At 68.9% G+C, this 25,046-nt stretch carries 27 protein-coding genes; 19 read left to right on the top strand and 8 right to left on the bottom strand.

From position 1 onward, the window contains the following. Positions 1-13 precede the first annotated feature (13 nt). The gene (locus ACFWMR_RS19290; protein WP_378379326.1) at positions 14-1,231 is read right to left on the bottom strand and encodes an alkaline phosphatase; all 1,218 of its coding nucleotides are present in this window, start codon (positions 1,229-1,231) and stop codon (positions 14-16) included. A 209-nt stretch (positions 1,232-1,440) separates the two neighbouring features. On the opposite strand from ACFWMR_RS19290, the gene ACFWMR_RS19285 reads away from it, so the two are divergent. The 8 genes from ACFWMR_RS19285 (at position 1,441) to ACFWMR_RS19250 (ending at position 6,203) form a co-directional block, all read left to right on the top strand. Continuing rightward, on the top strand, positions 1,441-1,908 hold the full coding sequence (locus ACFWMR_RS19285; RefSeq protein ID WP_378379325.1) for an Asp23/Gls24 family envelope stress response protein: 468 nt from the start codon (positions 1,441-1,443) through the stop codon (positions 1,906-1,908). A 43-nt stretch (positions 1,909-1,951) separates the two neighbouring features. Beyond that, positions 1,952-2,128: a hypothetical protein gene (locus tag ACFWMR_RS19280; RefSeq protein WP_005154991.1), complete on the top strand. Its 177-nt coding sequence runs from the start codon at positions 1,952-1,954 to the stop codon at positions 2,126-2,128. Positions 2,129-2,133: 5 nt separating this feature from the next. Continuing rightward, complete coding sequence (locus ACFWMR_RS19275) at positions 2,134-2,520, top strand: Asp23/Gls24 family envelope stress response protein (protein ID WP_093933039.1); 387 nt, start codon at positions 2,134-2,136, stop codon at positions 2,518-2,520. Beyond that, positions 2,517-3,044 (top strand): DUF6286 domain-containing protein, encoded by a 528-nt coding sequence (locus ACFWMR_RS19270; RefSeq protein WP_378379324.1) that lies wholly within the window; start codon positions 2,517-2,519, stop codon positions 3,042-3,044. Before ACFWMR_RS19275 ends, ACFWMR_RS19270 begins: the two co-directional genes overlap by 4 nt. Continuing rightward, a complete protein-coding gene (locus ACFWMR_RS19265) occupies positions 3,041-3,607 on the top strand; it encodes an alkaline shock response membrane anchor protein AmaP (protein ID WP_378379323.1) in 567 nt (188 codons plus the stop codon). Before ACFWMR_RS19270 ends, ACFWMR_RS19265 begins: the two co-directional genes overlap by 4 nt. 70 nt (positions 3,608-3,677) lie before the next feature. Beyond that, complete coding sequence (locus ACFWMR_RS19260; RefSeq protein WP_378379322.1) at positions 3,678-4,121, top strand: ATP-binding protein; 444 nt, start codon at positions 3,678-3,680, stop codon at positions 4,119-4,121. Between the two features lie 11 nt (positions 4,122-4,132). After that, the gene (locus tag ACFWMR_RS19255) at positions 4,133-5,068 is read left to right on the top strand and encodes an SDR family NAD(P)-dependent oxidoreductase (protein ID WP_378379321.1); all 936 of its coding nucleotides are present in this window, start codon (positions 4,133-4,135) and stop codon (positions 5,066-5,068) included. A gap of 64 nt (positions 5,069-5,132) precedes the next feature. Beyond that, the gene (locus ACFWMR_RS19250) at positions 5,133-6,203 is read left to right on the top strand and encodes a DUF4037 domain-containing protein (protein WP_378379320.1); all 1,071 of its coding nucleotides are present in this window, start codon (positions 5,133-5,135) and stop codon (positions 6,201-6,203) included. Here ACFWMR_RS19250 and ACFWMR_RS19245 read toward each other — a convergent pair. Continuing rightward, entirely contained in the window at positions 6,173-6,748 is a 576-nt protein-coding gene (locus ACFWMR_RS19245) for a hypothetical protein (RefSeq protein ID WP_378379319.1), read from the bottom strand. The genes ACFWMR_RS19250 and ACFWMR_RS19245 overlap by 31 nt on opposite strands. 95 nt (positions 6,749-6,843) lie before the next feature. Between ACFWMR_RS19245 and ACFWMR_RS19240 the strand changes: the two genes are divergently transcribed. Continuing rightward, positions 6,844-7,695, top strand: a complete 852-nt coding sequence (locus ACFWMR_RS19240) for a hypothetical protein (RefSeq protein ID WP_378379318.1) — start codon at positions 6,844-6,846, stop codon at positions 7,693-7,695. Position 7,696: 1 nt separating this feature from the next. On the opposite strand, the gene ACFWMR_RS19235 is transcribed toward ACFWMR_RS19240, so the two are convergent. Both ACFWMR_RS19235 and ACFWMR_RS19230 read right to left on the bottom strand, forming a co-directional pair. Then, entirely contained in the window at positions 7,697-8,035 is a 339-nt protein-coding gene (locus ACFWMR_RS19235) for a peptidase inhibitor family I36 protein (protein WP_378379317.1), read from the bottom strand. Between the two features lie 102 nt (positions 8,036-8,137). Then, positions 8,138-8,872 (bottom strand): hypothetical protein, encoded by a 735-nt coding sequence (locus ACFWMR_RS19230; protein ID WP_378379316.1) that lies wholly within the window; start codon positions 8,870-8,872, stop codon positions 8,138-8,140. Between the two features lie 183 nt (positions 8,873-9,055). Between ACFWMR_RS19230 and ACFWMR_RS19225 the strand changes: the two genes are divergently transcribed. From ACFWMR_RS19225 to ACFWMR_RS19190, 8 genes are all read left to right on the top strand, one after another. Then, a complete protein-coding gene (locus ACFWMR_RS19225; protein WP_378379315.1) occupies positions 9,056-9,787 on the top strand; it encodes a helix-turn-helix domain-containing protein in 732 nt (243 codons plus the stop codon). A gap of 92 nt (positions 9,788-9,879) precedes the next feature. Beyond that, positions 9,880-10,743, top strand: a complete 864-nt coding sequence (locus ACFWMR_RS19220; protein ID WP_378379314.1) for an NAD(P)-dependent oxidoreductase — start codon at positions 9,880-9,882, stop codon at positions 10,741-10,743. Beyond that, complete coding sequence (locus tag ACFWMR_RS19215) at positions 10,740-11,129, top strand: nuclear transport factor 2 family protein (RefSeq protein ID WP_378379313.1); 390 nt, start codon at positions 10,740-10,742, stop codon at positions 11,127-11,129. Before ACFWMR_RS19220 ends, ACFWMR_RS19215 begins: the two co-directional genes overlap by 4 nt. After that, positions 11,126-12,196 carry a maleylacetate reductase gene (locus ACFWMR_RS19210; RefSeq protein ID WP_378379312.1) on the top strand — a complete coding sequence of 357 codons (1,071 nt, stop codon included), beginning with the start codon at positions 11,126-11,128 and terminating at the stop codon, positions 12,194-12,196. The genes ACFWMR_RS19215 and ACFWMR_RS19210 overlap by 4 nt, the downstream gene beginning before the upstream one ends. Continuing rightward, on the top strand, positions 12,193-13,077 hold the full coding sequence (locus ACFWMR_RS19205) for an intradiol ring-cleavage dioxygenase (RefSeq protein WP_093933053.1): 885 nt from the start codon (positions 12,193-12,195) through the stop codon (positions 13,075-13,077). The genes ACFWMR_RS19210 and ACFWMR_RS19205 overlap by 4 nt, the downstream gene beginning before the upstream one ends. Positions 13,078-13,160: 83 nt before the next feature. Beyond that, positions 13,161-14,378: an MFS transporter gene (locus ACFWMR_RS19200; RefSeq protein ID WP_378379311.1), complete on the top strand. Its 1,218-nt coding sequence runs from the start codon at positions 13,161-13,163 to the stop codon at positions 14,376-14,378. Next, positions 14,375-15,430, top strand: a complete 1,056-nt coding sequence (locus ACFWMR_RS19195; protein WP_378379310.1) for a zinc-dependent alcohol dehydrogenase — start codon at positions 14,375-14,377, stop codon at positions 15,428-15,430. Before ACFWMR_RS19200 ends, ACFWMR_RS19195 begins: the two co-directional genes overlap by 4 nt. Before the next feature lie 84 nt (positions 15,431-15,514). Continuing rightward, the gene (locus tag ACFWMR_RS19190; RefSeq protein ID WP_378379309.1) at positions 15,515-16,039 is read left to right on the top strand and encodes a YceI family protein; all 525 of its coding nucleotides are present in this window, start codon (positions 15,515-15,517) and stop codon (positions 16,037-16,039) included. A 19-nt stretch (positions 16,040-16,058) separates the two neighbouring features. Here the strand turns inward: ACFWMR_RS19190 and ACFWMR_RS19185 are convergent, their stop codons facing one another. From ACFWMR_RS19185 to ACFWMR_RS19175, 3 genes are all read right to left on the bottom strand, one after another. Continuing rightward, complete coding sequence (locus tag ACFWMR_RS19185) at positions 16,059-16,637, bottom strand: SMI1/KNR4 family protein (RefSeq protein ID WP_378379308.1); 579 nt, start codon at positions 16,635-16,637, stop codon at positions 16,059-16,061. Then, complete coding sequence (locus ACFWMR_RS19180; protein ID WP_378379307.1) at positions 16,634-18,280, bottom strand: MFS transporter; 1,647 nt, start codon at positions 18,278-18,280, stop codon at positions 16,634-16,636. Before ACFWMR_RS19180 ends, ACFWMR_RS19185 begins: the two co-directional genes overlap by 4 nt. Positions 18,281-18,473: 193 nt before the next feature. Continuing rightward, a complete protein-coding gene (locus ACFWMR_RS19175; RefSeq protein WP_378379306.1) occupies positions 18,474-19,478 on the bottom strand; it encodes a phage baseplate protein in 1,005 nt (334 codons plus the stop codon). A 248-nt stretch (positions 19,479-19,726) separates the two neighbouring features. On the opposite strand from ACFWMR_RS19175, the gene ACFWMR_RS19170 reads away from it, so the two are divergent. Further along, the gene (locus tag ACFWMR_RS19170) at positions 19,727-21,466 is read left to right on the top strand and encodes a pyruvate dehydrogenase (protein ID WP_378379305.1); all 1,740 of its coding nucleotides are present in this window, start codon (positions 19,727-19,729) and stop codon (positions 21,464-21,466) included. Positions 21,467-21,521: 55 nt separating this feature from the next. On the opposite strand, the gene ACFWMR_RS19165 is transcribed toward ACFWMR_RS19170, so the two are convergent. Then, on the bottom strand, positions 21,522-21,911 hold the full coding sequence (locus ACFWMR_RS19165; RefSeq protein ID WP_378379304.1) for a hypothetical protein: 390 nt from the start codon (positions 21,909-21,911) through the stop codon (positions 21,522-21,524). Between the two features lie 289 nt (positions 21,912-22,200). Between ACFWMR_RS19165 and ACFWMR_RS19160 the strand changes: the two genes are divergently transcribed. Continuing rightward, entirely contained in the window at positions 22,201-24,936 is a 2,736-nt protein-coding gene (locus ACFWMR_RS19160) for an AfsR/SARP family transcriptional regulator (protein ID WP_378379303.1), read from the top strand. Positions 24,937-25,046 lie beyond the last annotated feature (110 nt).

Here is a 25,046-nt window from a genome sequence, read left to right as displayed (position 1 = left end):
TGGCCTTTCCGCTTTACAGGCCGCTTGCCGCCCGCATCACCCGATAGACGTCGGTGTTCTCGACGGTGCCGCCCAACCTGGAGGAACCGGGGCCTTCGGCGGTGACCGGGGTGTCGGCGCCGGTGTGGTCATGGGTCGTCCAGTCCACAGTGAACTGAAGCTTCGAGCCCGGTACGCCGAACGGACCGTCCTGGTCGGGGTCGGTGTCCTCGGCGTCGTAATTTTCGATGCTCAGCCCGCCGGTCTCGTGGTCGCCGCCGATGATCACCAGCGTGTCGGGGTGAGCGCGGACGAAGCGCAGGACCTCGGCGATCGTGGTGTCGAGCGCGCGGCCGGCGTCGATCACGCCGTGCGCGTTGTTCTCGTGCGACATCCCGTCGGTCCCTTCTTCCTCCAGGAAGAGGAAGAACCCGCGCGGATTCTTCGACAGCGTGTCCAGCGCCTTGCGTGCCATCTGCTGGAGCGGCACCCGCGGCGCGTACTTCCCGACGCCGTCCGGGCCGTAGTCGACCATGTCCTCGTTCGCGAACAGGCCGAGGATCCGGTTCGCCCTCGTGTTCCGCAGTTCGTCGCCGTCACGCACGTAGGTGTAGCCCGTTCGCTGCGCGCGTTCGACCAGGTTGCCGTAGGGACTGCGGCTCTCTTCGCCGGGTTTGTCGGGCCAGAGGCCGGGGTTCCCCTTCGGGTACCACCAGTCCTCGCCGCCGCCCAGCAGTACGTCCGGACGGCTGTCCTCGATGTACTGCTTCGCGATGTCGCTCTGTGAATCCCGGCTGGGCACGTGCGCCGCGAAGGCCGCCGGCGAGGCGCCCGTCACCTGCGCGGTGGTGACCAGGCCGGTCGACTTCCCCGCCCGTTTCGCCCGTTCGAGGATCGTTTCCAGCGGACGTCCGCGGGTGTCCACCCCGACGGCGCCGTTGCGGGTCTTGTGCCCGGTCGCCAGGGCCGTGGCCGCCGCGGCCGAGTCGGTGACGACCTCGTCCTCGTCGTCGGACGAGGTCCGCACGAGACCGGCGGCCGAGAGCCCGTCCATCGCCAGTTCGCCGTGTTTTCCTTTGAGCGCCAGCCGGAGCAGGTCGCGCTGACCGAGCCCGAGACCGTCGCCCTGGATGTAGATGATGTTGCGCGCCGAACGCGCCCCGGTTCCCGCCGTCGTCGTCTCCGCGACGGCGGCCGAACCGCCGCAGAGGACCACCAGAACCGTCGCCGCCGCCAGACCACGTCCGCGCACATCGCCTCCCATTAGTTAGGAACCTTTCCTAACAGAGAACTCACGCGAACGCCAGACAAGCCCGGAAGGGATACCCACGGGCGGTGAGATCCAGACCACACGATCGGGTCGTGACGATCTTCTCCCGGCTGGGTCTATGGAGTGTGGGAGCGAACGGGACACCGCGCACTTCCGCCACAGGCAACGGAATCCGAACCGAGGAGATTGCGATGACGAACACCGCCACCACCGCCAAGCCGAGCTCGAACTCCGCCACCCCCGCCACCGAGAACGGCGCGCTCGCCTCCACCCAGGGCGTCACCACGATCGCCGACACCGTCGTGCAGAAGGTCGCGGGCCTCGCGACCCGGGAGATCACCGGCGTCCACGCCCTCGGCGGCGGTGCCGTGCGTGCCTTCAACGCGCTGCGCGAGCGCATCCCGGGTGCCACCGCGTCCGCCGGGCAGGGGGTCTCCGTCGAGGTCGGCGAGCGTCAGGCCGCGGTCGACCTGCAGATCGTCGTCGAATACGGCGTCGCGATCGCGGATCTCGCCAAATCGGTGCGCCGCAACGTGATCGGCGCGGTCGAGCAGATGACCGGGCTCGAGGTCGTCGAGGTCAACATCAACGTTTCCGACGTGCACATCCCGGGCGACGACGACGCCGACGAGCACACCGAGTCCGGCCGCGTCCAGTGACCACCGGCGCCGGCCCGCGCCCGACACAGCAAGGAGAACGTTCATGAACGCCACCCATCTCGGCCTGCTGACCGGTCTCGTGCTCGGCGTGGCCGGCGCGTTCGGCGGCTTCGGCGCCTTCCTCGTCGTACTCGTCCTCGCCGTCCTCGGCCTGCTGGTCGGCCGGTTCCTCGACGGCAAGCTCGACCTTTCGGCCCTGGCCGGCCGCGACAGGGGCTGACCGCCATGACGACCATGACCGCCGCCGCGCCGGACACGGACGGGCGCGGCGGGCTGACCGTGGCCGGCGGTGCCGTCGAGCGGATCGCCGCGCAGGCGATCACCGAACTCGACGGCATCGGCGGCGCGGCCTCCCGGGTGCTCGGGATCGCTGTCGGCGGCGAGGACCTCGACCAGGGCGCCAAGGTGAGCGCGAACGTCACCGGCTCGACGGCCACCCTGGACGTCCGGCTCTCGGTGAAGTACCCGCTCTCGGTCCGTGCCACCACGGAAACCGCGCGAAAGCACCTGCTCCGCCGCGTCGGCGAACTCTCGGGGCTGACCGTGACGCGGGTCGACATCACCGTCACGGCCCTGCACTCCGGGGAGACCGAAACGAGGAGGGTCCGATGAAACGACGCCCTCGCCGCACCGTCCCCGCCGTGCTCGTCGCCCTCGTGGTGCTCGCCGGCAGCGTGCTGGCCGCCGCCGTCGCGGTCCAGACGATCATCGGGGAGAAACCGTGGATCAGCTACGACGCCGTCGCGTCCGCGCTGCACGGCACCCGATGGAGTGATCCGCTGACGGCGATCGTCGGCGCCGGAGTCGCGCTGATCGGCCTGCTGCTCCTCATGAGCGCGATCGTGCCGGGGAGGCCGACCGTGCTGCCGCTCGACGGCGGCCCGGACACCGGCGCTTCCCTGCGCAGCTACCGATCGACGCTCCGCGTCGCCGCGTCCACTGTGGACGGCGTCTCGGCGGCGAAGCTGAAGCTCAAGCGGCGCGGGATCGTCTCGGTCGTGACCACCGGGCGGACGAACACGGCGGGGCTCGCCGACGCGGTCCGCGCCGCCATCGAGCACCGCCTCTCCCAGATCGGTCCCGCCACCGTTCCCGCCGTGCGGGTCCGGGTCAAGGCCACCAGGAGCGCGTCATGAGCGATCTCAACCGTCCCGCCAGGCTGAACCGCACCCTCCTGATCCTGACGGGGCTCGTACTGATCGCCGGTGGCGCCTTCGCCGTCGGCACCCACTTCGGCAAGGTCCCGCTGCTCGCTCGCGGTGCCACGCTCGTGCCCGGAACGGCCGCGCCGCCCGGGTGGGTCTGGTACGCCGTCGCCGGGGGTGCGGTCGTCGTCGGACTGCTGACGCTGCGCTGGCTCGTCGCGCAGCCCGTCCGCAAGCCGAAATCCCGCACCTGGCGCTTCGACCAGGACACCGGCCAGACCGCGTTGGCCGCGAGCACCGCGGTGGAACCGTTCGTGGCGGAGGTCGCGACCTATCCCGGCGTCCACGCCGCACACGCCACGCTCGGCGGCACCCAGGACGCGCCGGCGCTGGCCGTGGTGCTGAGCGCCGAGCAGGACGGCGATCTGGCCGCCATCCGCGAGCGGGTCACCGAGGAAGGGCTGCCGCGGCTGCGCCAGGCTCTGGACCTCGGCGAGCTCCCGATGACCATCGAGTTCCGCTTCTCCGCCAAGTCCGGTCCCCGTATCAGTTAGCACCCATCCGCGGGGCTCACCGGCTCCGAACGCCTCGTGAGAGGTGTGTAGGTGAGGGGAGCTGGGCGCGATGAGCGGTGGCCAAGCGGAGCTGGAAGCGGAACTCGACCGACTGTGCCGCCGGGTCGCCGGCGCCGCGGAAGTCACGCTCGACCTGCGGGACCTTCCCGAGCTACGCGACATCCGCTCCGTCGTCGCCGACCAGCTCGGCTTCGGCCGCGGCGAAGAGGAACCCCTCGGTGCCCTGCTGCTGGTGATAGACGAACTGGTGAGCAACGCGTACCGGCACACCGACGGACCAGGTGAACTGCGCGTCAACCGGCAGGTCCGCAGCTTCCTGGTCGAGGTCTCCGACGACGACCCCGACCTGGAAGTCTTGCGGTCCACCTCGGAAAGCGCGCACTACGGACTCCGGCTGATCCATCAACTGACCCTCGATTGGGGTTTCCGCGGCGAGCCGACCGGGAAAACGGTGTGGGCACTGGTTCCGGCCCAGCAGTACTACGAACGTTGAGGAGCACCCGCATGTCCACCGTCACCCGAGCCGCCGACACCGTGCTCGACCGGACCCTGCTCGGCTACAGCAGCATCGGGCACTTCCTGCGACGTCGGTGGTGGCCCGAAGACCCCGCGCCGGACGCGCTCGCGGGCAAGGTCGCCGTGGTGACCGGCGCGAAGGCGGGCCTGGGCAAGGCGACCGCCGTCGGACTGGCGAAACTGGGGGCGACCGTCCGGATCGCGGTCCGCGGCGACGGTGACGCCGCCCGCGCCGAGATCGAACGGGCCGCACCCGGCGCGCGGATCGTCGTCGACCAGTGCGACGTGAGCCTGATTTCGTCCGTGCGCGACTACGCGAAAGACCTCGACGGCGAGATCGACATCCTCGTGCACAACGCCGGCGTCATGCCGGCCGAGCGGACGGAAACGGCCGAGGGCAACGAGGTCATGCTGGCCACGCACGTTCTCGGCCCGCATCTCCTCACCGCGTCGCTCCGGCCGAAACTCGCCGAGGGGGCGCGGGTGATCTGGGTCAGTTCCGGCGGTATGTACGGCCAGCCTCTGCGCACCGACGACCTCCAGTACCTCCACGGCGAGTACAAGCCCGCCGCCGGATACGCGCGCACCAAACGCATGCAGGTGGTGCTCGCCGAACTCTGGGCGGACGAGCTGGACGGCTCCGGGATCACCGTGCACAGCGCCCACCCCGGCTGGGCCGACACCCCCGGCGTCGCGACCTCCCTGCCGACGTTCCAGAAACTGACACGGCCGATCCTGCGGGACGCCGAGCAGGGCGCCGACACCTTCGTCTGGCTCGCCGCGGCCGACGAACCGGCCCGGTACAACGGGATGTTCTGGCACGACCGGGCCCAGCGGCCGACGCACTACCTCGGCAAGACCCGGGAAACCGCCGCGCAACGTCAGGAACTCTGGCAGGCCTGTGGGCGGCTGACCGGGCTCTAGGCCCTCGTCCAGGACCCGAATATCGACTGGCAGGGCGCGGTGAGGTCCTGTCAGAGTGACAGGCGTGACGCGACCATTCCTTCCCGGCCTTGAGCTGTCCGAGCTGTTCTACACCGAAGTCGTCGCGCCGATCTTGAACAGCGAGCTGGCCGGGGTGCCGTACTCGGCGGCGTTGATCGGCTGGGGTTCGGAGGTGCAAGGCTTCGACACCGCGCGCTCCACCGACCACGCCTGGGGGCCGCGAATGCAGCTGTTCCTTGGCAGCGCGGACTTCCTCGCCCGCCGCGACGACCTGGACGCCTTGCTCGATCGTCGGCTGCCGCTCGAATTCCGTGGCTACCCGGTGCGCTTCGCCTTCCCGTCGGACGCGCCGGCTCGGCACTGGGTACACGTCGCCGATCTGCGGGAGTTCTTCACCGGGCAACTCGGTACGGATCCGGTCGGCGGTCTGTCGACTTCCACCTGGCTGACGGTGCCGACGCAGGTGCTGCGTGAGCTGACGGGCGGCGTCGTCTTCCACGATGGGCTGGGGTTGCTGGAACCTCACCGAAAGCTGCTCGCCTGGTATCCGGACGACGTGTGGCGCTATGTCCTGGCGTGCCAGTGGATGCGCTTGTCACAGGAGGAGCCGTTCGTCGGTCGCTGCGGCGAGGTCGGCGACGAGTTGGGCTCCGCGGTGGTCGCCGCCCGGCAGGTCCGTGACCTGATGAAGCTGTGCCTGTTGATGAACCGGGTGTATCCGCCTTACAGCAAGTGGCTTGGCACCGCCTTCGCGGCGCTGCCCTGCGCCCAGGCGCTGACTCCGGACCTGTCCGGCGCGCTGTCCTCGCGAGACTGGCGGGAACGTGAGCGGCACCTTTCCCGCGCCTACGAGATCGCCGCCCGGCTGCACAACGATCTCGGTCTCACCGAGCCGGTGGACGTGACGGTCCGCTACTTCCACGACCGGCCGTTCCGGGTTCTGGACGCCTACCGGTTCACCGACGCCCTGGTCGCGACGATCAGTGACTCGGCCGTGCGGGCCCTGCCCCCGGTCGGTGCGATCGATCAGTACGTCGACAGCACAGACGTCACCGACCGTGGGCACGCGGAATTGCGCCGCCGCTACATCACCGGCCCCGGACTCGACCTCTGATCGGCCGGATCGGCCGGGAGATCCTCGGTCTTCCGGGGTGTCGGTCGCGGGTCCGCTCCGCCGAAGCCGGCCACCCGACCCCAGACCTCGTTCTCCGGCCAGTCCGGGTGCACTGCCTGGTCGGCCTCGTCCGGGATCGAGGTCCCCGGCCGCAAGGTGGCGCGCAGGTCGGCGGGCATCACGCCCTCCAACGCCGCCGGCCGGACGTCCCAGCGGAGGTCGATCCGTCGATAACGGCCGGTCGGGGAGGCGGCGGCTGTTAGGGTCCCGGCCATGCGGGCGTGGTGCTTTGGCCTGGTCGTGGGCGCGAGTGTGCTGCTCGGCGCGTGCGCCGGGGGTGGGTCGGGAGCAGGCAAGGTGGTGCCCGCGCCGACCACGACGGCTCCGAAGACGGTGGCGACCGGCCCCTTGACGACCTCGACGCCGTCACCGCCGGCGACCCCGTCGACCACCACGACCCAGCTGACGCCGGACACGACCCGGACCACGGCCCATCGCTCCACGACGACCGCGAAGCGGCCGACTACCCCGCGGCGTACTCCCACCCGGAGACGGTGACGGCCGGTGACGGAGTTCGACCACGGTGTGAAAGCGATGTGTGCTGCTCAGGTGGCCTGAGCGCGGCTGACAGACTGCGGGAATGATCGTCGGATACGTCCTCGCGCTGCTGGCGGCGCTGGCCTCGGGTAGCGGCTCGGTGCTGGAGTCGATCGGCGTCCGCCGCGCGGGCGCTTACGGCGGCAGCGCGCTGGATCTGGTGCATCTGCGGCGCCAGTGGATCTACTTCCTCGGCGTCGGAGTCGACCTGGTCGGCTTCGCCTGCGCGGCGGCCGCGTTGCATCGGCTGCCGCTGTTCCTCGTCCAGTCGGTGCTGGCGTTCAGCGTCGGCGTGACGGCCGCGATCTCCGCGTTCCTGGGCAGCCGGTTGGCGGCGCCGGGCTGGGCCGCGTTGGGAGTCGGGGCCGTCGGCCTGGTCTTGCTGGGACTGTCGGCGCAGCCGGGCCCGGCCAAGGTCCTCCCGGCGGGGTGGCGCTGGGTCCTGCCCGCGATGGCGTTGGTCGTGGGGGCGATCGCTTGGTACTTCAGGCGATTCGACCGCCCCTGGGCGGCACAGGTGCTCGGCTTCGCGACCGGGGTCGGCTTCAGCGTGGTCGGTGTCTCGGCGCGCACCCTGAACCTGCCGTCCTCGGGCTGGGGGATGCTGGCGGAACCGGCCGTGTGGGCGATGATCCTCAACGGCCTGGCCGCGGCGGTCGCGTTCGCCCTGGCCTTGCAGAAGGGCGGTGCGACGGCGGTCAACGCGATCATGTTCACCACGAACACCGCGTTGTCCTCGGTCATCGGCCTGCTCTTCCTCGACGACCGTGTCCGCGACGGCTTCGCCACCTTCACGATCGCAGGCCTGATCCTGGCCATGGCCGGCGCGATCGTCACCGCCCACTACGCCACCCAGGCCAAGGAACCCCTTCGCACGGCCCGGCTGGCCGCGTGAGTCAGGCGCGGCGGAAGCTGTGCACCACGAACTGGGTCTTGGCGACCTGCTTGCCCGGTCCGAGCACGAACGACGGGCCGTTGCACGAGGAGCCGTTGTACATCCGGATGCTGTAGCCGGTGCGGCTGACCGCGGAGTTGTAGTGCTTGTCCGGGTAGCAGTGGGTGTTCTTGTCGAAATACCCCGCCGAGCTCTTCGTGCCGGTGTAGTTGATTCCCGACCACAGGCACAGGTCCGAGGTGCAGCTCGGCGCGGCCATCGCGGTCGCGGGCGCGACCACCGTTCCCGCGAGGGCGGCTCCGGCGGCCAGCAGGGTCATCAGGCGGTACTTGCGACTCATCGGTCTTCCTTCCTGAACGGACGCTTTGCCCGATTCGGCAGGAGCGTAGCGTCGGCATCGCCCGGCGAGTCGCCGTAGTTGCCCAATGGTGACCGAGTTCGTTCAGCGAGCGAAGGCCAGGGCAATCCAGTTCGAGAACTCGCACGCAAGGTGCATCCGGTGGCGGGTGACCATGGTGGGGAGGGTGAACCGCGGGAACTCGACGCACAGATGGGCGTGGAAGCCGTCAGCGTGGTCGCGGAACTCGTGCCGGACTCCACCGATGGCCAGGCCGGTGCCGGTCCGGGCGACACCGGAGGCTTCGAGGGGGAACGCCGGATCCCGGTGGGTGACGATCTCCGCGGTGTCGGCGTAGTCGACGAGGAACCGGGTCGCGAGGGGACTTCCTCCGGTCGTCTCGACGACTTCCTGCCGTCCGTCGGGGGCGGTGTCGATCAGGAAGTGGTCCGGGTTGGCGGCGATCATGCTGTGGGCGTAGTCGTCCCGGCCGACGTCGCCGAACCAGGCGAGGAAGTCCGCAGCGGTACCGGCTCCGGTGACGAAGAGGTCGCAGGTGCTGGTGACGCGACGCCCGCGCGAGAGGCGGGTGGAGGTGCGCGCGACCCAGTCGGCGCGGCGGATGTCCCGGGCGAGGCGGCGCCGGATCTCGTCGGGGCCGAGGTCCAGTTTGGCGTCGGCGAAAGCCGCGCGCCTGCGGGCGAGTTCGCCGGCGGGGACCGGGAGGCCGATCTTGACGGCGGCCTCGTTCATCCGCTTCGTCTCCCATGCCAGCACGTCTTCGCGTGTGACGGGACGTCCGGCCAGGACGGCCTCGATCGTCGGTTCGGTAGTGGGCATCGGTGCCTCCGGACGGGCTTCGGATCGGTGAGCGACTGCGATCGCACTGTTTAATCATACTGAACACTGCTGTCAAGGCAGGCGCGCTGTATGTCACCCGACGTGGCGAGGTGGTCAGTGCGGGGTCCTGAACCCGGCGGTAGTGTTCAGCGATGGTGAACTGAGGGTGCAAAGGGGTTCGCGGTGGAGGACAGGATCGGGCCCGCGCTGCGGCAGGCGCGGGAGGAGCGCAAGCTGAGTCTGCGCAAGGTGGCGACCGCCGCCGGGATCTCGCCGAGCCTGCTTTCGCAGGTGGAGACCGGCCGGTCCCAGCCCTCGGTGAGCACGCTGTACGCGCTGGTCAGCCACCTCGGCATCTCGCTCGACGAACTACTCGGCATCGACGTGGGTCAGGCCGGGGTGCCGGTCGTGAGTGAGTCGCCGGAGCGGCCGGTCGCGCGGACGCCGCCCGGTGTCGTGCAGCGTGCCGCGGACAACCCGGTCCTGGAGATGGCCAATGGCGTCCGGTGGGAGCGGCTGGCCATCGGCGGCCAGGCCGACGTCGATGCCTTGCTGGTCACCTACGCGCCCGGTGCCGCCAGTTCGGTCGACCGGAAACTGATGCGTCACAGCGGAATCGAACATGCCTACCTGCTGTCGGGCGAACTGACCCTGCTGCTCGACTTCGATCGGCACCTGCTCGCCCCCGGCGACTCCCTGTGCTTCGACTCCACCCGTCCGCACATGTACCTCAACCACGGAGCCGAGCCCGCGCGAGGTGTGTGGTTCGTGTCCGGCAGGCGGGAGCTCGAGCACACCCGCGAGTGGGTGGAGTCCCAGTTCGGCGACCTTTCCGGTGAGGTCGCCCAGTCGCCTTCGAACGCTGTCGAGGCCCTGGCGCTGCTCCTGAAAGCCGATCGCGACCGAGGGCGCTGATCACATCTCGTCCGCTGTCACTTGACGTTTGAGCTCAAGTGTTCAATATTAGTGAACACTTGAGCAAGCAAGGGTGACGGAAAGGAGATGCCGTGCTGATCGGATTCGCCGGGATCGGACGGATGGGCCTGCCGATGGCCCTCCGGCTGGTACGGGCGGGACACACGGTCCTTGCCCATGACCCGGGCCTCGGCAGTGTTCCGGCGAGCATCACGGCGGTCGCCTCGGCGGCCGGGCTCGCCGAGACGGAGCTGTCCATCAGCATGCTCCCCGACGGCGTGGCGACCCGGGAGCTGGTCCTGACCGGGCTGGCGGATGCCGGTCGGGATCATCTGCACGTGGTCATGGGCACCGTCGGTCCCGCGCTCGTGAAGGAGCTGGCTCGCACCGGTCCGGTGGACGTCATCGACGCACCGGTGTCCGGGAGCGTGTCGATGGCCGAGGCGGCCACGATCACCACCATGGTCGGTGGCACCGAGGAGCAGTTCGAACGCGTCCGGCCGGTCCTCGCGGCGATGACGTCGGCACAGTTCCACACCGGACCGGCGGGGTCGGGATCCGCGGCGAAACTCGCGATCAACGCCGTACTCGCCACCCTCAGCCAGGGCGTCGCGGAAGGTCTGCTCATCGCCGAGGCGGGAGAGCTGGACCTCAAGGTCTTCTACGACGTTCTCCGCGGGAGCGCGGCCGGCGCGCCTTATGTCGGCTACAAGGAGGACGCGTTCCTGGCTCCGGCGTCCGCCGGTGTCGCGGCCCCGATTTCCTTGATCCGCAAGGACCTCGGTCTCGCTCTGGAACTCGCGGCCGGGCTCGACCTGCCGGGAGCGGAAGCCGCCTACGCCGTGCTGGACGAGGCGGTGGCGACCGGTCGGGGCGCCGAAGACATGGCCCAGGTGCTCGCGATCCTGCGCGACCGCACGGGCCGGCCGGTGACCAAGGAGGAAGCACTCTCATGACCAGCGGCGATGCCGAATCGACCATCCGCTCCCTGGAAGATGCCAGGTACGCGGCGGTGATGGCGGGCGATTTCGCCGCCTTCGCCGCGCACGCCCATCCCGATCTCGCCTACACCCATTCGAACGCGGTCACCGACACGCTGGAGTCCTATTTGGACAAGCTGCGCTCGGGTTTCTATGTCTACCACAGCATCGACCACCCCGTGGACCGGATCACGGTGGCAGGGGACACCGCGGTCGTGGTGGGGGAGATGCACGCCGACATCACCGCGGGCGGGACCCGCAAGACCCTCGCGAACCGGGCCTTGGCCGTGTGGGTGCGCGACACGGGCCGCTGGCTGCTGCTGGCCTACCAGCCCACCGTCCTGCCGGAGCCCGCCCGATGAACACCTTCACCTATGACGCGTTGCCCGGACGCGTTGTGTTCGGGCCCGGCGTCGCGCGCGGTGGGCTGCTGGACGAGATCGACACGTTCGGGGCCACGCGGATCCTGCTCGTCGCGGCTGATTCGGAAGTGGATTTGGCGCGTGAACTGTGTGCGCCGTTCGCGGGCCGGATCGCGGCCACGTTCTCGGGAGTCCGGCCGCACGTTCCGCTCGAAGTCGCCGAACGCGTCCGCGTGGCGGCGGCCGAAGCGGATCTCGTGCTGTGTGTGGGCGGCGGGTCGACGACAGGGACGGCCAAGGCCGTCGCGCTCACCACCGGTCTGCCGATCGTCGCCGTTCCCACCACGTATGCCGGTTCCGAGGTCACTCCGGTGTGGGGGCTGACGGAGGGGAGCCGCAAGAGCACCGGAACCGATCCGCGGGTGCTCCCGAGGACGGTCGTCTACGATCCCGAGCTCACCCTGACACTTCCCGCCGACCTGTCCGTCGCGAGTGGACTGAACGCGATGGCGCACTGCGCCGAAGCGTTCTGGGCGCCCCGGCGGAATCCGGTTTCGAACGCCGTGGCCGAAGACGGCATCCGGCATCTCGCCGCTGGCTTGCCCGCGGTCGCCGCCAACGCCGGTGATCTCGACGCCCGCACCGAGTTGCTGCTCGGCGCCTATCTCGCCGGCTCGGCCTTCGCGGTGGCGGGATCGGGCCTGCACCACAAGATCTGCCATGTCCTCGGCGGCGCGTTCGACCTGCCGCACGCGCGGACCCACGCGATCGTGCTCCCCTACGTTCTGGCGTTCAACGCTCCCCGCGCGCCCGACGCCGTCTTCCGTATCGCATCCGCGCTCGGCTTCGCCGATCCAGTCCAGGGGTTGCGGCGGCTCGGTGAAAAGCTCGGCGTACCGCCCGGATTGCGGGAACTCGGGCTGCGCGAGGACTACGCCGATGTCGTCCTCGAAGACATCCTGGCGCTCGCCCCCGCCGACAACCCGCGTCCGGTCACCGCCGACAGCCTCAGATGGCTGTTGCGTGCAGCCTGGGCCGGGACCGATCCCGCGAAGGAGATCTCATGAGTCCTGAAGAATCCGTCGCGGACCGGGAGCAGGCCTTGACCGACGAAGTGCTCGCCAGCTTCGACGGGACCGCCGATCCACGGCTGAGGCTAGTCATGCAAAGCCTTGTCCGTCACCTGCACGCTTTCGCGCGGGACGTCCGCCTGAGCGAACAGGAGTGGGAGGCGGCCATCGGATTCCTCACCCGCGCCGGGCACATCACCGACGATCGCCGACAGGAGTTCATCCTGCTGTCCGACGTCCTCGGCCTGTCCATGCTGACCGTCGCCATCAACGAGCCGAAAGTGCCCGAGGCGACCGAAGCGACGGTGTTCGGTCCATTCTTCGTCGACGAGTCACCGGAAATCCCGCTCGGCGGCGACATCGCGCGCGGCGCGGCTGGGACACCGTGCCACGTTTCGGGACAGGTCCGTGACACCGATGGCGCCCCGCTCCCGGGAGCGCGCGTCGACGTGTGGGAAGCCGACGAGGACGGTTTCTACGACGTCCAGTACACCGACGACCGGTCGGCGGGGCGTGGCTGGCTGCGCACCGGGCCGGACGGGGAGTACCGGTTCTGGTCGGTCCTGCCCGCTCCCTACCCGATCCCGCACGACGGTCCGGTCGGGGATCTCCTGAATGCGGCGGGCCGGGGGCCCATGCGGCCGGCGCATCTGCACTTCAAGGTCACCGCGCCGGGCCATCGCACGCTGATCACGCACATCTTCCTCGCCGGCGACCCCTATCTGGACAGCGACGCCGTGTTCGGCGTCAAGGAAGGTCTCGTCGTGGAGACCGCGAAACATCACGGCGGGGGCGCTCCTGACGGCTCCCGGCCCCACGGTGACTGGACGAGCCTGACCTTCGATCTCGTGCTCGTCGCCGAACCACCCACGGCCTGACCCTGATCCTCCCCTTCCGGCGGCGCCCGTTCCGGTGGCCGCCCGGTTTCCCCTGCCCGAAAACCTCGACGTGGAGGTGCAAGATGCGAAGTACCCGATGGATCGTGCTGGGCGGGTGTTTCCTCGCGTATCTGTTCGACGCGCTGGAAATCGTCCTGCTGTCGTTGTCGCTCCCGGCGATCCGGCACGACATGGGCCTTTCGGCGACCCAGGCCGGTCTCCTCGCGACCGCGACGTTGCTGGGCATCGGGGTCAGCAGCGTCGCGGGCGGTTACGTGGCCGACAACTTCGGCCGGAAGAAGGCACTGATCGCGTCGCTGCTCATTTTCGGGGTCTTCACCGCGGCCTTGGCGGTCGTACCGAACTTCGCCGTGTTCCTGCTCCTGCGGTTCCTCGCCGGGATCGGACTCGGCGCGGTGTGGAGCGTCGTGTCCGCGTACGTGGTCGAGACCTGGCCTTCGCGGCACCGGGGTCGCGCCGCCGCGTTCGTGATCAGTGCCTTTCCCGCCGGAGGCGCGCTCGCGGCGGTCGTTTCCGGGCAGTTCCTGCCCGACTGGCGGTCGATGTTCCTCTTCGCCGGCACCGCGGTGGCCGTTCCCGTCCTCGTCGTCCTCGTCTTCTTCCGGGAATCGGCCGACTGGGTCGCGCACAAGGCGCAGCGGACCGGCCACGTCGTCACCGTGCGGGACGTACTGGACGGATCGTTGCGCCGGACCACCCTGCTGGGCACGCTGATGGCCGCTCTGGCGCTCACCGGCTACTGGGGCGCGACGACCTGGCTGCCGACCTACCTCACCGCCGAACGTGGTCTCCCGGCGAGCGACGTCGCGCTGTTCGTGACGATCCTGAACATCGGCATGTTCCTGGGGTACAACGGGTTCGGCATGGTCGCCGACCGGATCGGCCGTCGGCGGACGATCATCTTCACCCTGCTCGGTGTCGCGCTCACCCTGCCCGTCTACGCCTTCACCACCCACCAGGCGAGTCTGCTGTGGCTCGGCCCGCTGTTCGGTGCCTTCACCGCGTTCTTCGGCATTTTCGGCTCCTACCTCGGCGAGTTGTTCCCCACCCGGGCCCGTGCGACCGGTGCGGGATTCTGCTTCAACGTCGGCCGCGGCATCTCCGCCTTCGCTCCTTTCGGCCTGGCGGGACTCGCGGGAGTCGTCGGCTTCAGCGGAGGACTTCTCGTCTGCGCCGGTTTCTTCGCGCTGGCCGTTCTGGCGACCCTGTCGTTGCCGCGAACCGGAGCGCGGGAGGCGGAACCCGTCGGCGACCGGCGCGAAGTCGAGGCCGGAGCATGACCGCGACCATGAAAGCCGCTGTATACCACGGAACCCGGGACATCCGGATCGAACGGATTCCCTTGCCGGAACCCCGTGCGGGCGAGGTGCTGGTGGCCGTCCGGCGCAGCGGGATCTGCGGCACCGACGCGACCGAATGGGCCGCCGGGCCGGTGATGGTGCCGCTGCACCGGAGGCATCCGGCCAGCGGGCATCTCGGCCCGATGATCCCCGGCCACGAGTTCGTCGGCGAGGTCGTCGACGGCCGCGCCGGGTTGCCCGCCGGCACTCTCGTCGCCGCGGGCGCCGGAGTCTGGTGCGGACGATGCGACCGCTGTGCGCTGGGCCGTACGAACATCTGCCGCGGCTACTACACGCTCGGCCTCAACGCACCGGGAGGGCTGGCCGAATATGTCGCCGCACCGGTCAAGACGCTGAGGCCGATCCCCGACGGCCTGTCCGTCGACGCGGCGGGAATGGCGCAGCCGCTGGCAGTCGGGCTGCACGCCGCCCGCCGCGCGGGAGTCCGCGACGGGGACTCCGTCGTGATCATCGGCGCCGGCGCGATCGGCACCTTCGTCCTCGCCGGTCTCGGCCACCTTCGCCGAGCCGATGTCACCGTGATCGACCTTCCCGGGCCCAAACTGGAACGCGCGGCGAAACTGGGCGCGACACGCACCCTGCCCGCGCGTCAGGACGTGGTCGAAGCCGTTCTGGCAGGCACAGCGGGCCGAGGCGCCGACGTGGTGATCGAGGCCAGCGGTGCGCCAGGGCAGTTCGAGAACGCGCTGCGAATGGTGACCACCGGCGGCCGGGTACTGGCCGTCGGCCTGCCGAAAGACAATCCCACCGTAGACCTGTTCGCCCTGGCCCTACGTGAGATCACCGTCGACTCGACCGTCGCACACGTCTGCGACACCGACCTCGGCATCGCCCTCGACATCCTCTCCGAAGGCACACTCGCACCACTGCTGCTGCACTCCTTGATCACCCTGGAAGACCTGGTGGCACATGGCCTGGAACCGCTCGTGGCCGGACAGGTCGACGGCAAGATCCTGGTGACACCCACTTAACCGGGCGTATGGCCGCCTCACATCCGGCGGGGTCGTGTCGTCGTACTGGCGAGACCGAACACCCCACCGGCTAGGAGCAGCAGCATGACCACCTTCAGCGAGATGACCGGTGACCACCGGCTGGACATCGCCAGGACGACGCTCGGCTTCGTCGCGCGGCACACCATGTCCAGCCGGGTGGCAGGTCACTTCGACGAGTTCGAAGGCAGTGTCCGCCTCGACGGCGGTGAACCGTCGAAGTCCAGCGTCCGGTTCACCGTGAAGGCCGCGAGCATCGACACCGGGAACGCGCGGCGTGACGATCAGCTGCGCGGGGCGTTCCTCGACGCGGAGGCCCACCCGGCCATCACCTTCGCCTCGACCGGGATCCGGCACCTCGGTGGCACCCGGTTCGAGGTCGCCGGGGACCTGACCGTCCGGGGCGTCACCAACCCTGTTCGCGGCATCGTCGTCGAACTGGTCGACATCGCCGCGAACAGGGTGGCTTTCGCGGGCAGCGTCACGATCGATCGCCATCGGTGGGGAGTGAACCAGAACTTCGCGACCAGGCTCATGGTCAGCTCGAAGGTGACCTTGCGGTTCTCCGTCGAAGTGTCGACCGGCCGGTAGGAGACCCGGCCGGTCGACGTCACGTCGCCGGGTAAGAGATCATCCGCTCTCCGACGAACCCGGTGAAGGTCAAGGGTTTACCGGTCATGTCCCAGTCGAGGATGTTGTCCGTGCCGGTGCTCGTCAGGATCTCGTGGAGGACCTTCGACATCGGCCCGGGGTGTTCGTGCCACTCGTCCCTGTCGTTGTAGGCGATCCGCCAGGTGTCCGGGTCGGCCGAATCGGTGATCCACCAGAACGTGCCGCCCGCGTCGTGCGTTCCCCAGGGATAGAGCCCGCCGGATTCGGGGAACAGCCGATAGGACACCTTTGTGAGGTATCCGGTGTACTCGTCCGCGAAGATCCTCAGGAGCTGCTCGTTGTTCCGCTTGGTGGTCGCCAGCTCGCCGGCGCTTTGCCCCGGGTTGTCCACCTCGATGCTGTCGCGAAAGGCACCTGACGGGAATCGGGTCAGCAATTCCTTGTAGTCGCCGGGGAGCGGAGTACCCAGTTCACGTTCGACGGTCTCCCAGTCGAGTTCCGGACGGAAGTCCCCGGCCCGCCAGCCGACGAGGCGGGCGACCTCGTCGGCATGGGACTGGCGTGGTGTGTTTGTCACGTCGTGGATGCTAGCGAAGCAGGCTCCGGTGCCGGAGCCGTTTTCCTTTCGGCAGCGGGCAGCGTCGCGAACAGCACGGCCGCCCCGAGGAGCGCGATGACCGCGATCCAGCCCGCGCCGACGTGCATCGCGTGGATGAACGCGTCATCGGCGGCTTGGGCAAGGGCGGGCCGGTGGACGGCGGCGGCCGCGTGGCGGGCCTGTTCGGCGGATACGAGCGCCTGATCCCGCACCGGGCCGGGTAGAGCCGCCAGCGAAGGTTCGATCGCGCGCCGGTACATGATCGACATGATCGTTCCGCCCACCGCGATTCCGATGACACTGCCGGTTTGCCGCACGGTGTTGGTGACGGCCGAACCCGCACCGGCCTGCTCCAACGGCAGGGTGCTGATCAACGCGGCCGTGACGGGGCCGATCACCATGCCGATCGAGAGACCCTGGATCAACAACAAGAGCTCGATCAGGACGAGGGGAGTTTGCAGCCCGAGGAACCCGTACCCGCCCATGGTCAGCGCGGCCACGATCAGCGCCGGCACGGTGACCAGCCTCAGCGACAGCCGGCGAACCAGGCGCGTGGCGAGGGGCGCGCCCGCGAGCGCGCCGAGCGCGGTCGGGATGTTGGCCAGCCCCGCCTTCATCGGCGAAAACCCGAGCGCGCCTTGCAGGTAGAACGCGTTGTAGAAGGTAATGGCGGCCACGCCGAAGAGCAGCAATCCGAGCGCCACATTGCCGCCGCCGAAGGCGCGTTGCGCGAGTAGCCGCGGATCGAAGCCCGGCATCTCGACACGCAGTTCGACGAGTACGAAAACGGCCAGCAGAACAAGGCCGGTAACGATCGGCGCCCAGACATCGGTACGGCTCCACGCGGCCACCTGTCCCGCCCGGATCAGCCCGTAGGCCAACGCCACCAGTCCGCCGAACGACAGCAACATTCCGGCGGGATCCAGCGGCCGCCGGGCGGGGCTGCGGAAATTCGGGACCAGCACGGCGAGCCCGGCCAGTGCCAGGGCCGCGACCGGGACGTTGATCAGAAAGACCGAGCCCCAGTGGAAATGGTCGAGCAGGAACCCCGCCAGCACCGGGCCGGCCGCCATTCCGACACCGGCCGACGTCGAGAAGACGCCGATCGCGGCGGCCCGCGCGGGGCCGGTGAAGGTCCACATGAGGATGGCCAGCATGGCGGGGGTGATCAGCGCGCTGCCGACCCCCATCACCGCCCGGGCCGCGATCAGCTGGCCCGCGTCGCTCGCGTATGCCGCCCACAGCGAAGAACCGGCGAAGACCACCAGTCCACCGGAGAACACGGTCCGGTGACCGAAGCGATCGCCCAGCGCGCCCGCGGTGAACATCAGGGTGGCGAAGGCCAGCGTGTAGGACCCCGTCGCCCATTGGAGTTCGCCGGGATCGGCCCCCAGCCCGCGGATCGGGTCCGCGAGGGTCTCCAGCGTGGTACTCAGAACGGTGTTGTCCAGCCAAATCAACAGCGAACACAGCATGAGAACGGCAAGAATCGACTGCTGACGGAATTTGGGCAACGGTGGAGTCGAGGTCATGAACACCTTCGGATATCGATCAGCGAGAACCTGAGCGAATGGACCGTAAGCAAACTCCACGGTGCTGTCAAGCTTGGTGTTTCTCGTCAAAATTGTTGTGGTGGAACGAAATGTATGCCCCTCATCCGAATTTGCGCACAGAATGATTCTGTGCCCTCGGCCTATTTGCTGATTCGGAGAAATCGGCGAGTTCGGAGGGTTGCGGCGGGGAGGTTTTCCTGCCTTCCGCCGGTGCGCGACACCTGAAGACGGCGAGCGCGCGACCGGCTCGACCCACGCGGCCTCAGTCGATGAGGACGTTCTTGTAGAAGAGGTTCGCGTAGCGGTTGATGTTTCCCATGCTGCTGCGCGAACCGAATCCCATGTACAACCGGGTCTCACCGGCCAGGCTCCGGTAGATTCCGAGGCCTTCCGGCTCGCGGTACACGAGCGACTTCCCCGCCTTGGTCAGCGCGCGGCTCTTCACCTTTCCGGTGTTCATGTCGATGCACGTGACGTAGGAGTTGATGTCGGCCGGGTTCTCGTGGCCCTCGCCGTCCAATGTGTACAGATACTGGCCGTAGATCGTGTAGCCCTGGAACGTCACCTGCTTGTCGGAAAGCGCGGGCTGCGGGAAATGCGCGAGTGGTGTGCTGAAGTCGCCGGCGGCGGCGGACGCGAGGGAAAAGACACTGATGGTCATCTTGCCGTTTTCCTTGCGGCGCACCGCGATCCGCTTGTTGATCGGATCGGTGGCGCAGGTGATCGTTTCGCTGCCGGTGAGGAACTTCTTCACCGACGGCGTGCCGCCGTTGACGAACTTGAACCTGGCCAGCGCCGTCCCGCGACCGTCGCCGGTGGGTCCGTTCGAGTCGCATTCCATCCAGATGTAGGAGTCGGTGCCCACCGGTTCGACACCGATCGACACACCGTGCCCGGCGTTGTTGAGATGCATCGAGCCCTGGATCTCGCCGGAGAAGTTGACCTGGGTGACGCAGAGGTCGTCCCCGGTCCCGCCGTTGCGGGCGTTCACGATGAAGATGCGCACGTTCTGGTTGTCGAAGGCGAAGCCCTGCATCACGTGGTGCGACTCGTGCAGGAGCTTGCTGCGGAACTCGTCGTAGGACGGCTCGGTGAGGTCGAAGCGCTTGGACGTCGGCATCGCGGTGATCGCGGCCGAAGCCGGTCCGGCGAACACGGCGCCGGCGCCGAGCAGTGCCGTCGTCGCGACGAGGCCGCCACCGGTACGCAGCAGGGAACGTCGGGAGAACGTGGAGCCGGTGACTCCCGGCTGCATCCGCTCAGGCATGGGCACTCACCTTCGTCGAGTTTCGCGGTCCGATCGAAGGTTCTTCAAGCTCGTACAAGATTCGTACAAAACGGCCGCCGATCCGGCCCGGTCCGTAACGGGCGTTCCCGCCGCGCGGTTGACGGTCGCGGTCGTCTAGCCCGGCGCGACAAGGTCATGTCACCCGCCCGCGCCCAGAACCTGCGAAGTGGGGTCGTCACGTGGATCATGAAAGGTGTTCCCTCCGCCGCAGCCTCGAAGGGGTCGTGATGGCCAAGCCCAATGTCGCCGAGCAGTTCGTTCAAGTCCTGGTGCAAGCCGGGGTGGAACGGATCTACGGCGTGGTCGGTGACAGTCTGAACCCGGTCGTCGACGCGATCCGCCGCACCCCGGGTATCGAGTGGGTGCACGTGCGCAACGAGGAGGCGGGCGCGTTCGCCGCGGCCGCCGAGGCCCAGCTGACCGGACGGCTCGCGGTGTGCGCGGGCAGCTGCGGGCCGGGCAACACGCACCTGGTGCAGGGGCTGTACGACGCGAACCGCACCGGCGCGCCGGTACTCGCGCTCGCCTCGCACATCCCGTCCGGCCAGATCGGTACCGGGTTCTTCCAGGAGACCCACCCGGAACGGCTGTTCGTCGATTGCAGTGGCTACTGCGAGCAGATCAGCGGGCCCGACCAGATGCCCCGGGTGCTGCGGATCGCCATGCAACACGCGCTGGCCCGGGGCGAGGTGTCGGTGCTGGTGCTGCCGGGCGACGTCGCGCAGCTGGAGGCCACTTCGCCCACCGGGAACGGGGCGCCGGTCGCCGGCCACGGGACGGTCGTGCCACCCGAGCCTCAGGTCGCCCGGCTCGCCGAGCTGATCAACGAAGCCGAAACCGTCACCCTGTTCGCCGGTGCCGGGGTGCGCGGCGCGCACGCCGAGGTGATGGAGCTCGCCGGGGCTGTCCAGGCACCGGTCGGCCACAGCCTGCGTGGCAAGGAGTGGATCCAGTACGACAATCCGTACGACGTCGGCATGAGCGGGCTGCTCGGTTACGGCGCCTGCTACCGGGCCATGCACGACGCGGATTTGCTCCTCTTGCTGGGCACCGATTTTCCGTACGACTCCTTCCTGCCCCAGGCCCGGACCGTGCAGATCGACCACGACGCGACCCGGCTGGGCAGGCGCACCGCCTTGGAACTGGCCGTGCACGGCGACGTGCGGGAGACCCTGCGGGCCGTGCTGCCGCTTCTCCGGCGCAAGACCGACAGGGCCTTCCTGGACCGCATGCTGCGCGACCACTGCAAATCCCTGGAACACGTCGTCGACGCCTACACCCGCAACGTCGAACGGCACATCCCCATCCATCCCGAGTTCGCCGCCGACCTGCTCGACGAACTCGCCGCCGACGACGCGATCTTCACCGTGGACACCGGCATGTGCAACGTCTGGGCCGCCCGGTACCTCACGCCCAACGGGCGCCGGCGGGTCATCGGTTCGTTCCTGCACGGCACGATGGCCAACGCCCTGCCGCACGCCATCGGCGCGCAGTTCGCCTACCCGGGACGACAGGTCGTCTCGATGTCCGGCGACGGGGGACTGGGCATGCTGCTCGGCGAACTGCTCACCGTCGCCCTGCACGAGCTGCCGGTCAAGATCGTGACGTTCAACAACTCCTCGCTGGGCATGGTCAAGCTGGAGATGCTGGTCGACGGCCTGCCCGACTATCAGACCGACCACCGGCAGGTCGATTTCGCCGCCATCGCGCGCGGCGCCGGCCTGCGCTCGGAGCGGGTGACCGATCCGACGCGGCTGCGCGCCGCCCTAGAGGAAGCGCTGAGCCACGACGGTCCCGCGCTGGTGGACGTCGTGACGGACCCGAACGCGCTGTCCGTCCCGCCGCACATCACCGCCGGTCAGCTCGGTGGATTCGCGCTGGCCGCGAGCAAGGTCGTCCTCGAAGGCGGTGTCGGCCGGATGATCGACCTCGCCCGTGCCAACCTCCGCAACATCCCCCGGCCGTAACGGGTGCGGACCGTGGTGCCGGGCGGAGCCGGCCGCTCGGCACCACGGTCTCACCTCAGCACTTCTTCGTGGAGCCGCCGTCGTCGAGGTACTTGTCGGAGAACCAGCCTTCACGCTGCGTGCCCGCGACGCGTCCCCAGGTCCAGGTGCTCACGCCGCCGACCGATTCGCCGGAAGTCCAGCAGTGGTAGTAGATCAGCGTGCCCCTGGCGGCTTGCCCCAGTGCGGTGCAGTTGGTGTGCGGGCCGGTCCGATAGCGCAGGACCGTCGTCGTCCGGCCCGAAGCGGAGTCCTTGTTCGAATGCGGGTGACTACAGTCCAAGGTCCGGACCGGGTCGGCCTGCGTGCCCGCGGGCGCGGCCGTGGCGATCCCGCCGACGCCGATCAGCGCGGCGGCGACAACGCCGGGCAGGGTGAGCAAGGCTCCGCGTAGCGATTTCCTCATCGTTCTCCCTCTCGAATTCTGAATTCCAAGTTGCGGTGTGTCGATTTCAGGGAACTAGGCAGCTGTGCGACAACTTCTTGATCGCGAACATTTTCAGATCATGGGCGCTCCCTTCTTTCGGGATGGCGGCCGCCTTTTGTCGCGAACCTGGCCAGTGCGCCATTAATCTCGGCGATCGGCCCGTTTTTTGTTTCGCCGATGCCTGGTCCGCCAGTGATTTCCCCCTGAAAATAGGATGCCACGGTGCTGTTGCAGTGAAGTTGCGGCGCCTTTGCGGTACCTTGGCGATATGGAGTTCTGCCTGTTCGGGCAGGTCCAGTTGATCTTGGGGGATCAGCTAGTCGATGTGGGGCACCGCCGTGAGCGAGGTCTGCTGGCCCTCTTGTTGCTGGACACGCCGAGGCCGGTTCCGGTGGAACGGTTGATCGATTTGTTGTGTGACGACGATCCGCCGAAAGAGCCGCGCCGCGCGATGCAAGTGCACGTTTCCCGGCTGCGGAAACGGCTGGCCGAGACATGCGGTGATCAGGTTCTGCTGACGAGTCAGGCGGCGGGCTACCTGATCGAGGTGGATCCGGACGCGGTCGATGTGCATCGGTTCACGCGCCTGGTCGCCACGGCACGCCGGACCGCGGATCCGGCCGATCGGGCGCGGATCCTCCGGGAAGCGCTGGCCTTGCGACGTGGGCCGGTCTGCGCCGACCTGACGTCGGAGCGACTGCGTCGGTTCCTGCGGGATCGGCTGGACGAGGTGTGTCTCGAGGCGTTGGAGTCGCGGGTGGAGGCCGATCTCGCGGTGGGGGCGCACCGGGAGTTGGTGGGTGAGCTCGCGGAGTTGACCGCGCGCCATCCGGCGCGGGAGCGGCTGGTGGCGGCGAGGATGGTCGCGCTCTATCGCAGTGGCCGGTCCAGGGAAGCGCTGGAGGTGTATCAGGCCACCGCGAAGGAACTCGTCGAGGAGCTCGGTGTCGACCCGGGCCCCGGACTGCGGAACCTGCACAGCGCGATCCTCAACGACGCTCCCGCGCTCGCGCCGCCGCCCACCGGGGAACCGCCCGCGCCAGCCCAGCTTCCGGCCAGTCTGCCCGCGTTCACCGGACGGCGGTCCGAACTCGCCGAAATGCTGGACCGGCGAGGCACGGACGCGGTGGTGATCAGTGCGATCGGCGGGATGGCGGGGGTCGGCAAGACCACCCTGGCGGTGCAGGTGGCGCATCAGATCGCGGGGGACTATCCGGACGGTCAGCTGTTCGTGGATCTGCACGGCTTCACCGCCGGGGTCGAGCCTGTCGAGCCCGCCGTCGTGCTCGACAGGCTGCTGCGCTCGCTCGGCACGCCCGGCGAGCAGATCCGGCGGGGTCTGGACGACCGTGCGGCGCAGTTCCGTAGCAAGCTGGCGGGCAAGCGAGTGCTCGTGGTGCTGGACAACGCCGCGACGGAAGGGCAGGTCCGGCCTCTGCTGCCGGCCACGCCGGGCTGTCTCGCCCTGGTGACCAGCCGTCGCTCGCTCACCGGACTGGAGCACGCCGAACCTGTCACGCTGGACTCTCTGGGGCAGGACGACGCGATCGAGCTGTTCGCCCGCGTCGCGGGCAGGGAACGAGTCGCGTCCGAACCCCTCGACGTGCTCGCCGAGGTGGCCGGATTGTGCGGGCGGCTTCCACTCGCACTTCAGGTGGCGGCCGCCCGGCTGCGCGCTCGGCCTGCGTGGACGGCGCGGCACCTGGCGGCGCTGCTGTCGGACGAGCGCACCCGGTTGTCCGAGCTGGCCGCCGGAGACCGCAGTGTGGCGGCCGCGCTGGCGTTGTCCTACCGGCATCTCGACGGCGAACCGCGCCACCTCTTCCGGCTGCTCGCGCTGCACCGCGGAGACGACATCTCGGTGCCTGCCGCGGCCGCGCTCGCCGGATGCGACGACACCGGGACCGGTGCCCTCCTCGAAATGCTGGTGGACGAACGCCTGCTCGACGAACCCGCACCCGGCCGATACCGGTTCCATGATCTCGTCCGGGTCTACGCCGGTGAACGCGCACTAGCCGAAGAGAGCGAAGCCACTCGTGAAGCCGCCATCACCCGGATGCTCGACTGGTACCTGCGCACGGCCAACGCCGCCAGTGCCCTGATCGTCCCGTGTTACCCGCGCGTGGTGGACACACCGCCGGTGGACACCTTCACTTCGCGCGGAGAAGCCCTCGCCTGGCTCGAAACCGAACGCGCGAACCTGGTCGCCGCCTGCCATCACGCGTCCGGCTCGGGCAGGCTGGACACGGCCTGGAAGCTTCCGCTGACGTTGTTCGATCTGTTCTATCTCCGCAGATACCGGTCGGATTGGGTCCGCACCAGTGAACTGGGACTCGCCGCCGCACGCCGTACCGGCGACCCGGTCGGCGAGGCGTGGATGCTCATCAATCTGGGGTTCGGCTACTGGGAGATCGGGCGATATCAGGACGCGTTCGATCTCGGTCAGGAAGCGCTGGACCGGTGGCGCGCACTGGCCGAGCCACGAGGCGAGGCCAGCGCGCTGCACTTCACCGCGGGAACCTACTGGCGACTGGGGCGACACGCGGAATGCCTCGACCATTTCGAGCTCGCGCTGGCGAAGTACCACGAGGCGGGCGACCGGTTCGGTACCGGCTGGGCACTGGCCAGCCTCGGCGGCGTTTACCTGGAGCTGAGCAGACTCGACGACGCGCTGCGCACCGAAGAGCAAGCACTGATGGTATGGCGGGAACTCGGCGACCAGCACGGTGAAGGCATCGCGCTGAACAACCTCGGCGACATCTGCCGGGAACTCGGTCGTCTCGACGACGCGATCGGCTACCTCGAGCCCGCCCTCGCGGTGAACCGGGCCGCCTGTAACCGGTGGGGCGAGGCGTGGGCGCTCACCAGCCTCGGCAAGGTACTGCGTGATCGCGGGCACTTCGCCGAAGCCCGCGCCCATTGGCACGACGCACTGGCGATCTTCGACGAACTCGGCGACCCCCGGGCGGAAGAGGTCCACTCCTACCTCGAACAAACCGCCTGACGTCGATCCCGGGTGCCGGCAGTGAACCTGGGGCGTGACTGTCCAAAAGGGACGCTATCCCAGGTGCCAAGTCCGTGAAGGCCTCCTTGAGGGACCCAGGGTCCCTCAAC

The sequence above is a fragment of the Amycolatopsis thailandensis genome (genome assembly GCF_042723255.1).
Lineage (GTDB): Bacteria > Actinomycetota > Actinomycetes > Mycobacteriales > Pseudonocardiaceae > Amycolatopsis > Amycolatopsis thailandensis.
The sequence above is the reverse complement of the archived record's forward strand: the minus strand, read 5'-3'. Positions and strand labels throughout refer to the sequence as shown.

What these genes read in the sequence shown, in the direction of transcription:
- ACFWMR_RS19285 (WP_378379325.1), top strand. Translation starts at nt 1,441, where the DNA reads ATGACGAACACCGCCACCACCGCCAAGCCGAGCTCGAACTCCGCCACC.
- ACFWMR_RS19280 (WP_005154991.1), top strand. Translation starts at nt 1,952, where the DNA reads ATGAACGCCACCCATCTCGGCCTGCTGACCGGTCTCGTGCTCGGCGTG.
- ACFWMR_RS19275 (WP_093933039.1), top strand. Translation starts at nt 2,134, where the DNA reads ATGACGACCATGACCGCCGCCGCGCCGGACACGGACGGGCGCGGCGGG.
- ACFWMR_RS19270 (WP_378379324.1), top strand. Translation starts at nt 2,517, where the DNA reads ATGAAACGACGCCCTCGCCGCACCGTCCCCGCCGTGCTCGTCGCCCTC.
- ACFWMR_RS19265 (WP_378379323.1), top strand. Translation starts at nt 3,041, where the DNA reads ATGAGCGATCTCAACCGTCCCGCCAGGCTGAACCGCACCCTCCTGATC.
- ACFWMR_RS19260 (WP_378379322.1), top strand. Translation starts at nt 3,678, where the DNA reads ATGAGCGGTGGCCAAGCGGAGCTGGAAGCGGAACTCGACCGACTGTGC.
- ACFWMR_RS19255 (WP_378379321.1), top strand. Translation starts at nt 4,133, where the DNA reads ATGTCCACCGTCACCCGAGCCGCCGACACCGTGCTCGACCGGACCCTG.
- ACFWMR_RS19240 (WP_378379318.1), top strand. Translation starts at nt 6,844, where the DNA reads ATGATCGTCGGATACGTCCTCGCGCTGCTGGCGGCGCTGGCCTCGGGT.
- ACFWMR_RS19235 (WP_378379317.1), bottom strand. Translation starts at nt 8,035, where the DNA reads ATGAGTCGCAAGTACCGCCTGATGACCCTGCTGGCCGCCGGAGCCGCC.
- ACFWMR_RS19230 (WP_378379316.1), bottom strand. Translation starts at nt 8,872, where the DNA reads ATGCCCACTACCGAACCGACGATCGAGGCCGTCCTGGCCGGACGTCCC.
- ACFWMR_RS19215 (WP_378379313.1), top strand. Translation starts at nt 10,740, where the DNA reads ATGACCAGCGGCGATGCCGAATCGACCATCCGCTCCCTGGAAGATGCC.
- ACFWMR_RS19210 (WP_378379312.1), top strand. Translation starts at nt 11,126, where the DNA reads ATGAACACCTTCACCTATGACGCGTTGCCCGGACGCGTTGTGTTCGGG.
- ACFWMR_RS19205 (WP_093933053.1), top strand. Translation starts at nt 12,193, where the DNA reads ATGAGTCCTGAAGAATCCGTCGCGGACCGGGAGCAGGCCTTGACCGAC.
- ACFWMR_RS19200 (WP_378379311.1), top strand. Translation starts at nt 13,161, where the DNA reads ATGCGAAGTACCCGATGGATCGTGCTGGGCGGGTGTTTCCTCGCGTAT.
- ACFWMR_RS19195 (WP_378379310.1), top strand. Translation starts at nt 14,375, where the DNA reads ATGACCGCGACCATGAAAGCCGCTGTATACCACGGAACCCGGGACATC.
- ACFWMR_RS19190 (WP_378379309.1), top strand. Translation starts at nt 15,515, where the DNA reads ATGACCACCTTCAGCGAGATGACCGGTGACCACCGGCTGGACATCGCC.
- ACFWMR_RS19175 (WP_378379306.1), bottom strand. Translation starts at nt 19,478, where the DNA reads ATGCCTGAGCGGATGCAGCCGGGAGTCACCGGCTCCACGTTCTCCCGA.
- ACFWMR_RS19170 (WP_378379305.1), top strand. Translation starts at nt 19,727, where the DNA reads ATGGCCAAGCCCAATGTCGCCGAGCAGTTCGTTCAAGTCCTGGTGCAA.
- ACFWMR_RS19165 (WP_378379304.1), bottom strand. Translation starts at nt 21,911, where the DNA reads ATGAGGAAATCGCTACGCGGAGCCTTGCTCACCCTGCCCGGCGTTGTC.
- ACFWMR_RS19160 (WP_378379303.1), top strand. Translation starts at nt 22,201, where the DNA reads ATGGAGTTCTGCCTGTTCGGGCAGGTCCAGTTGATCTTGGGGGATCAG.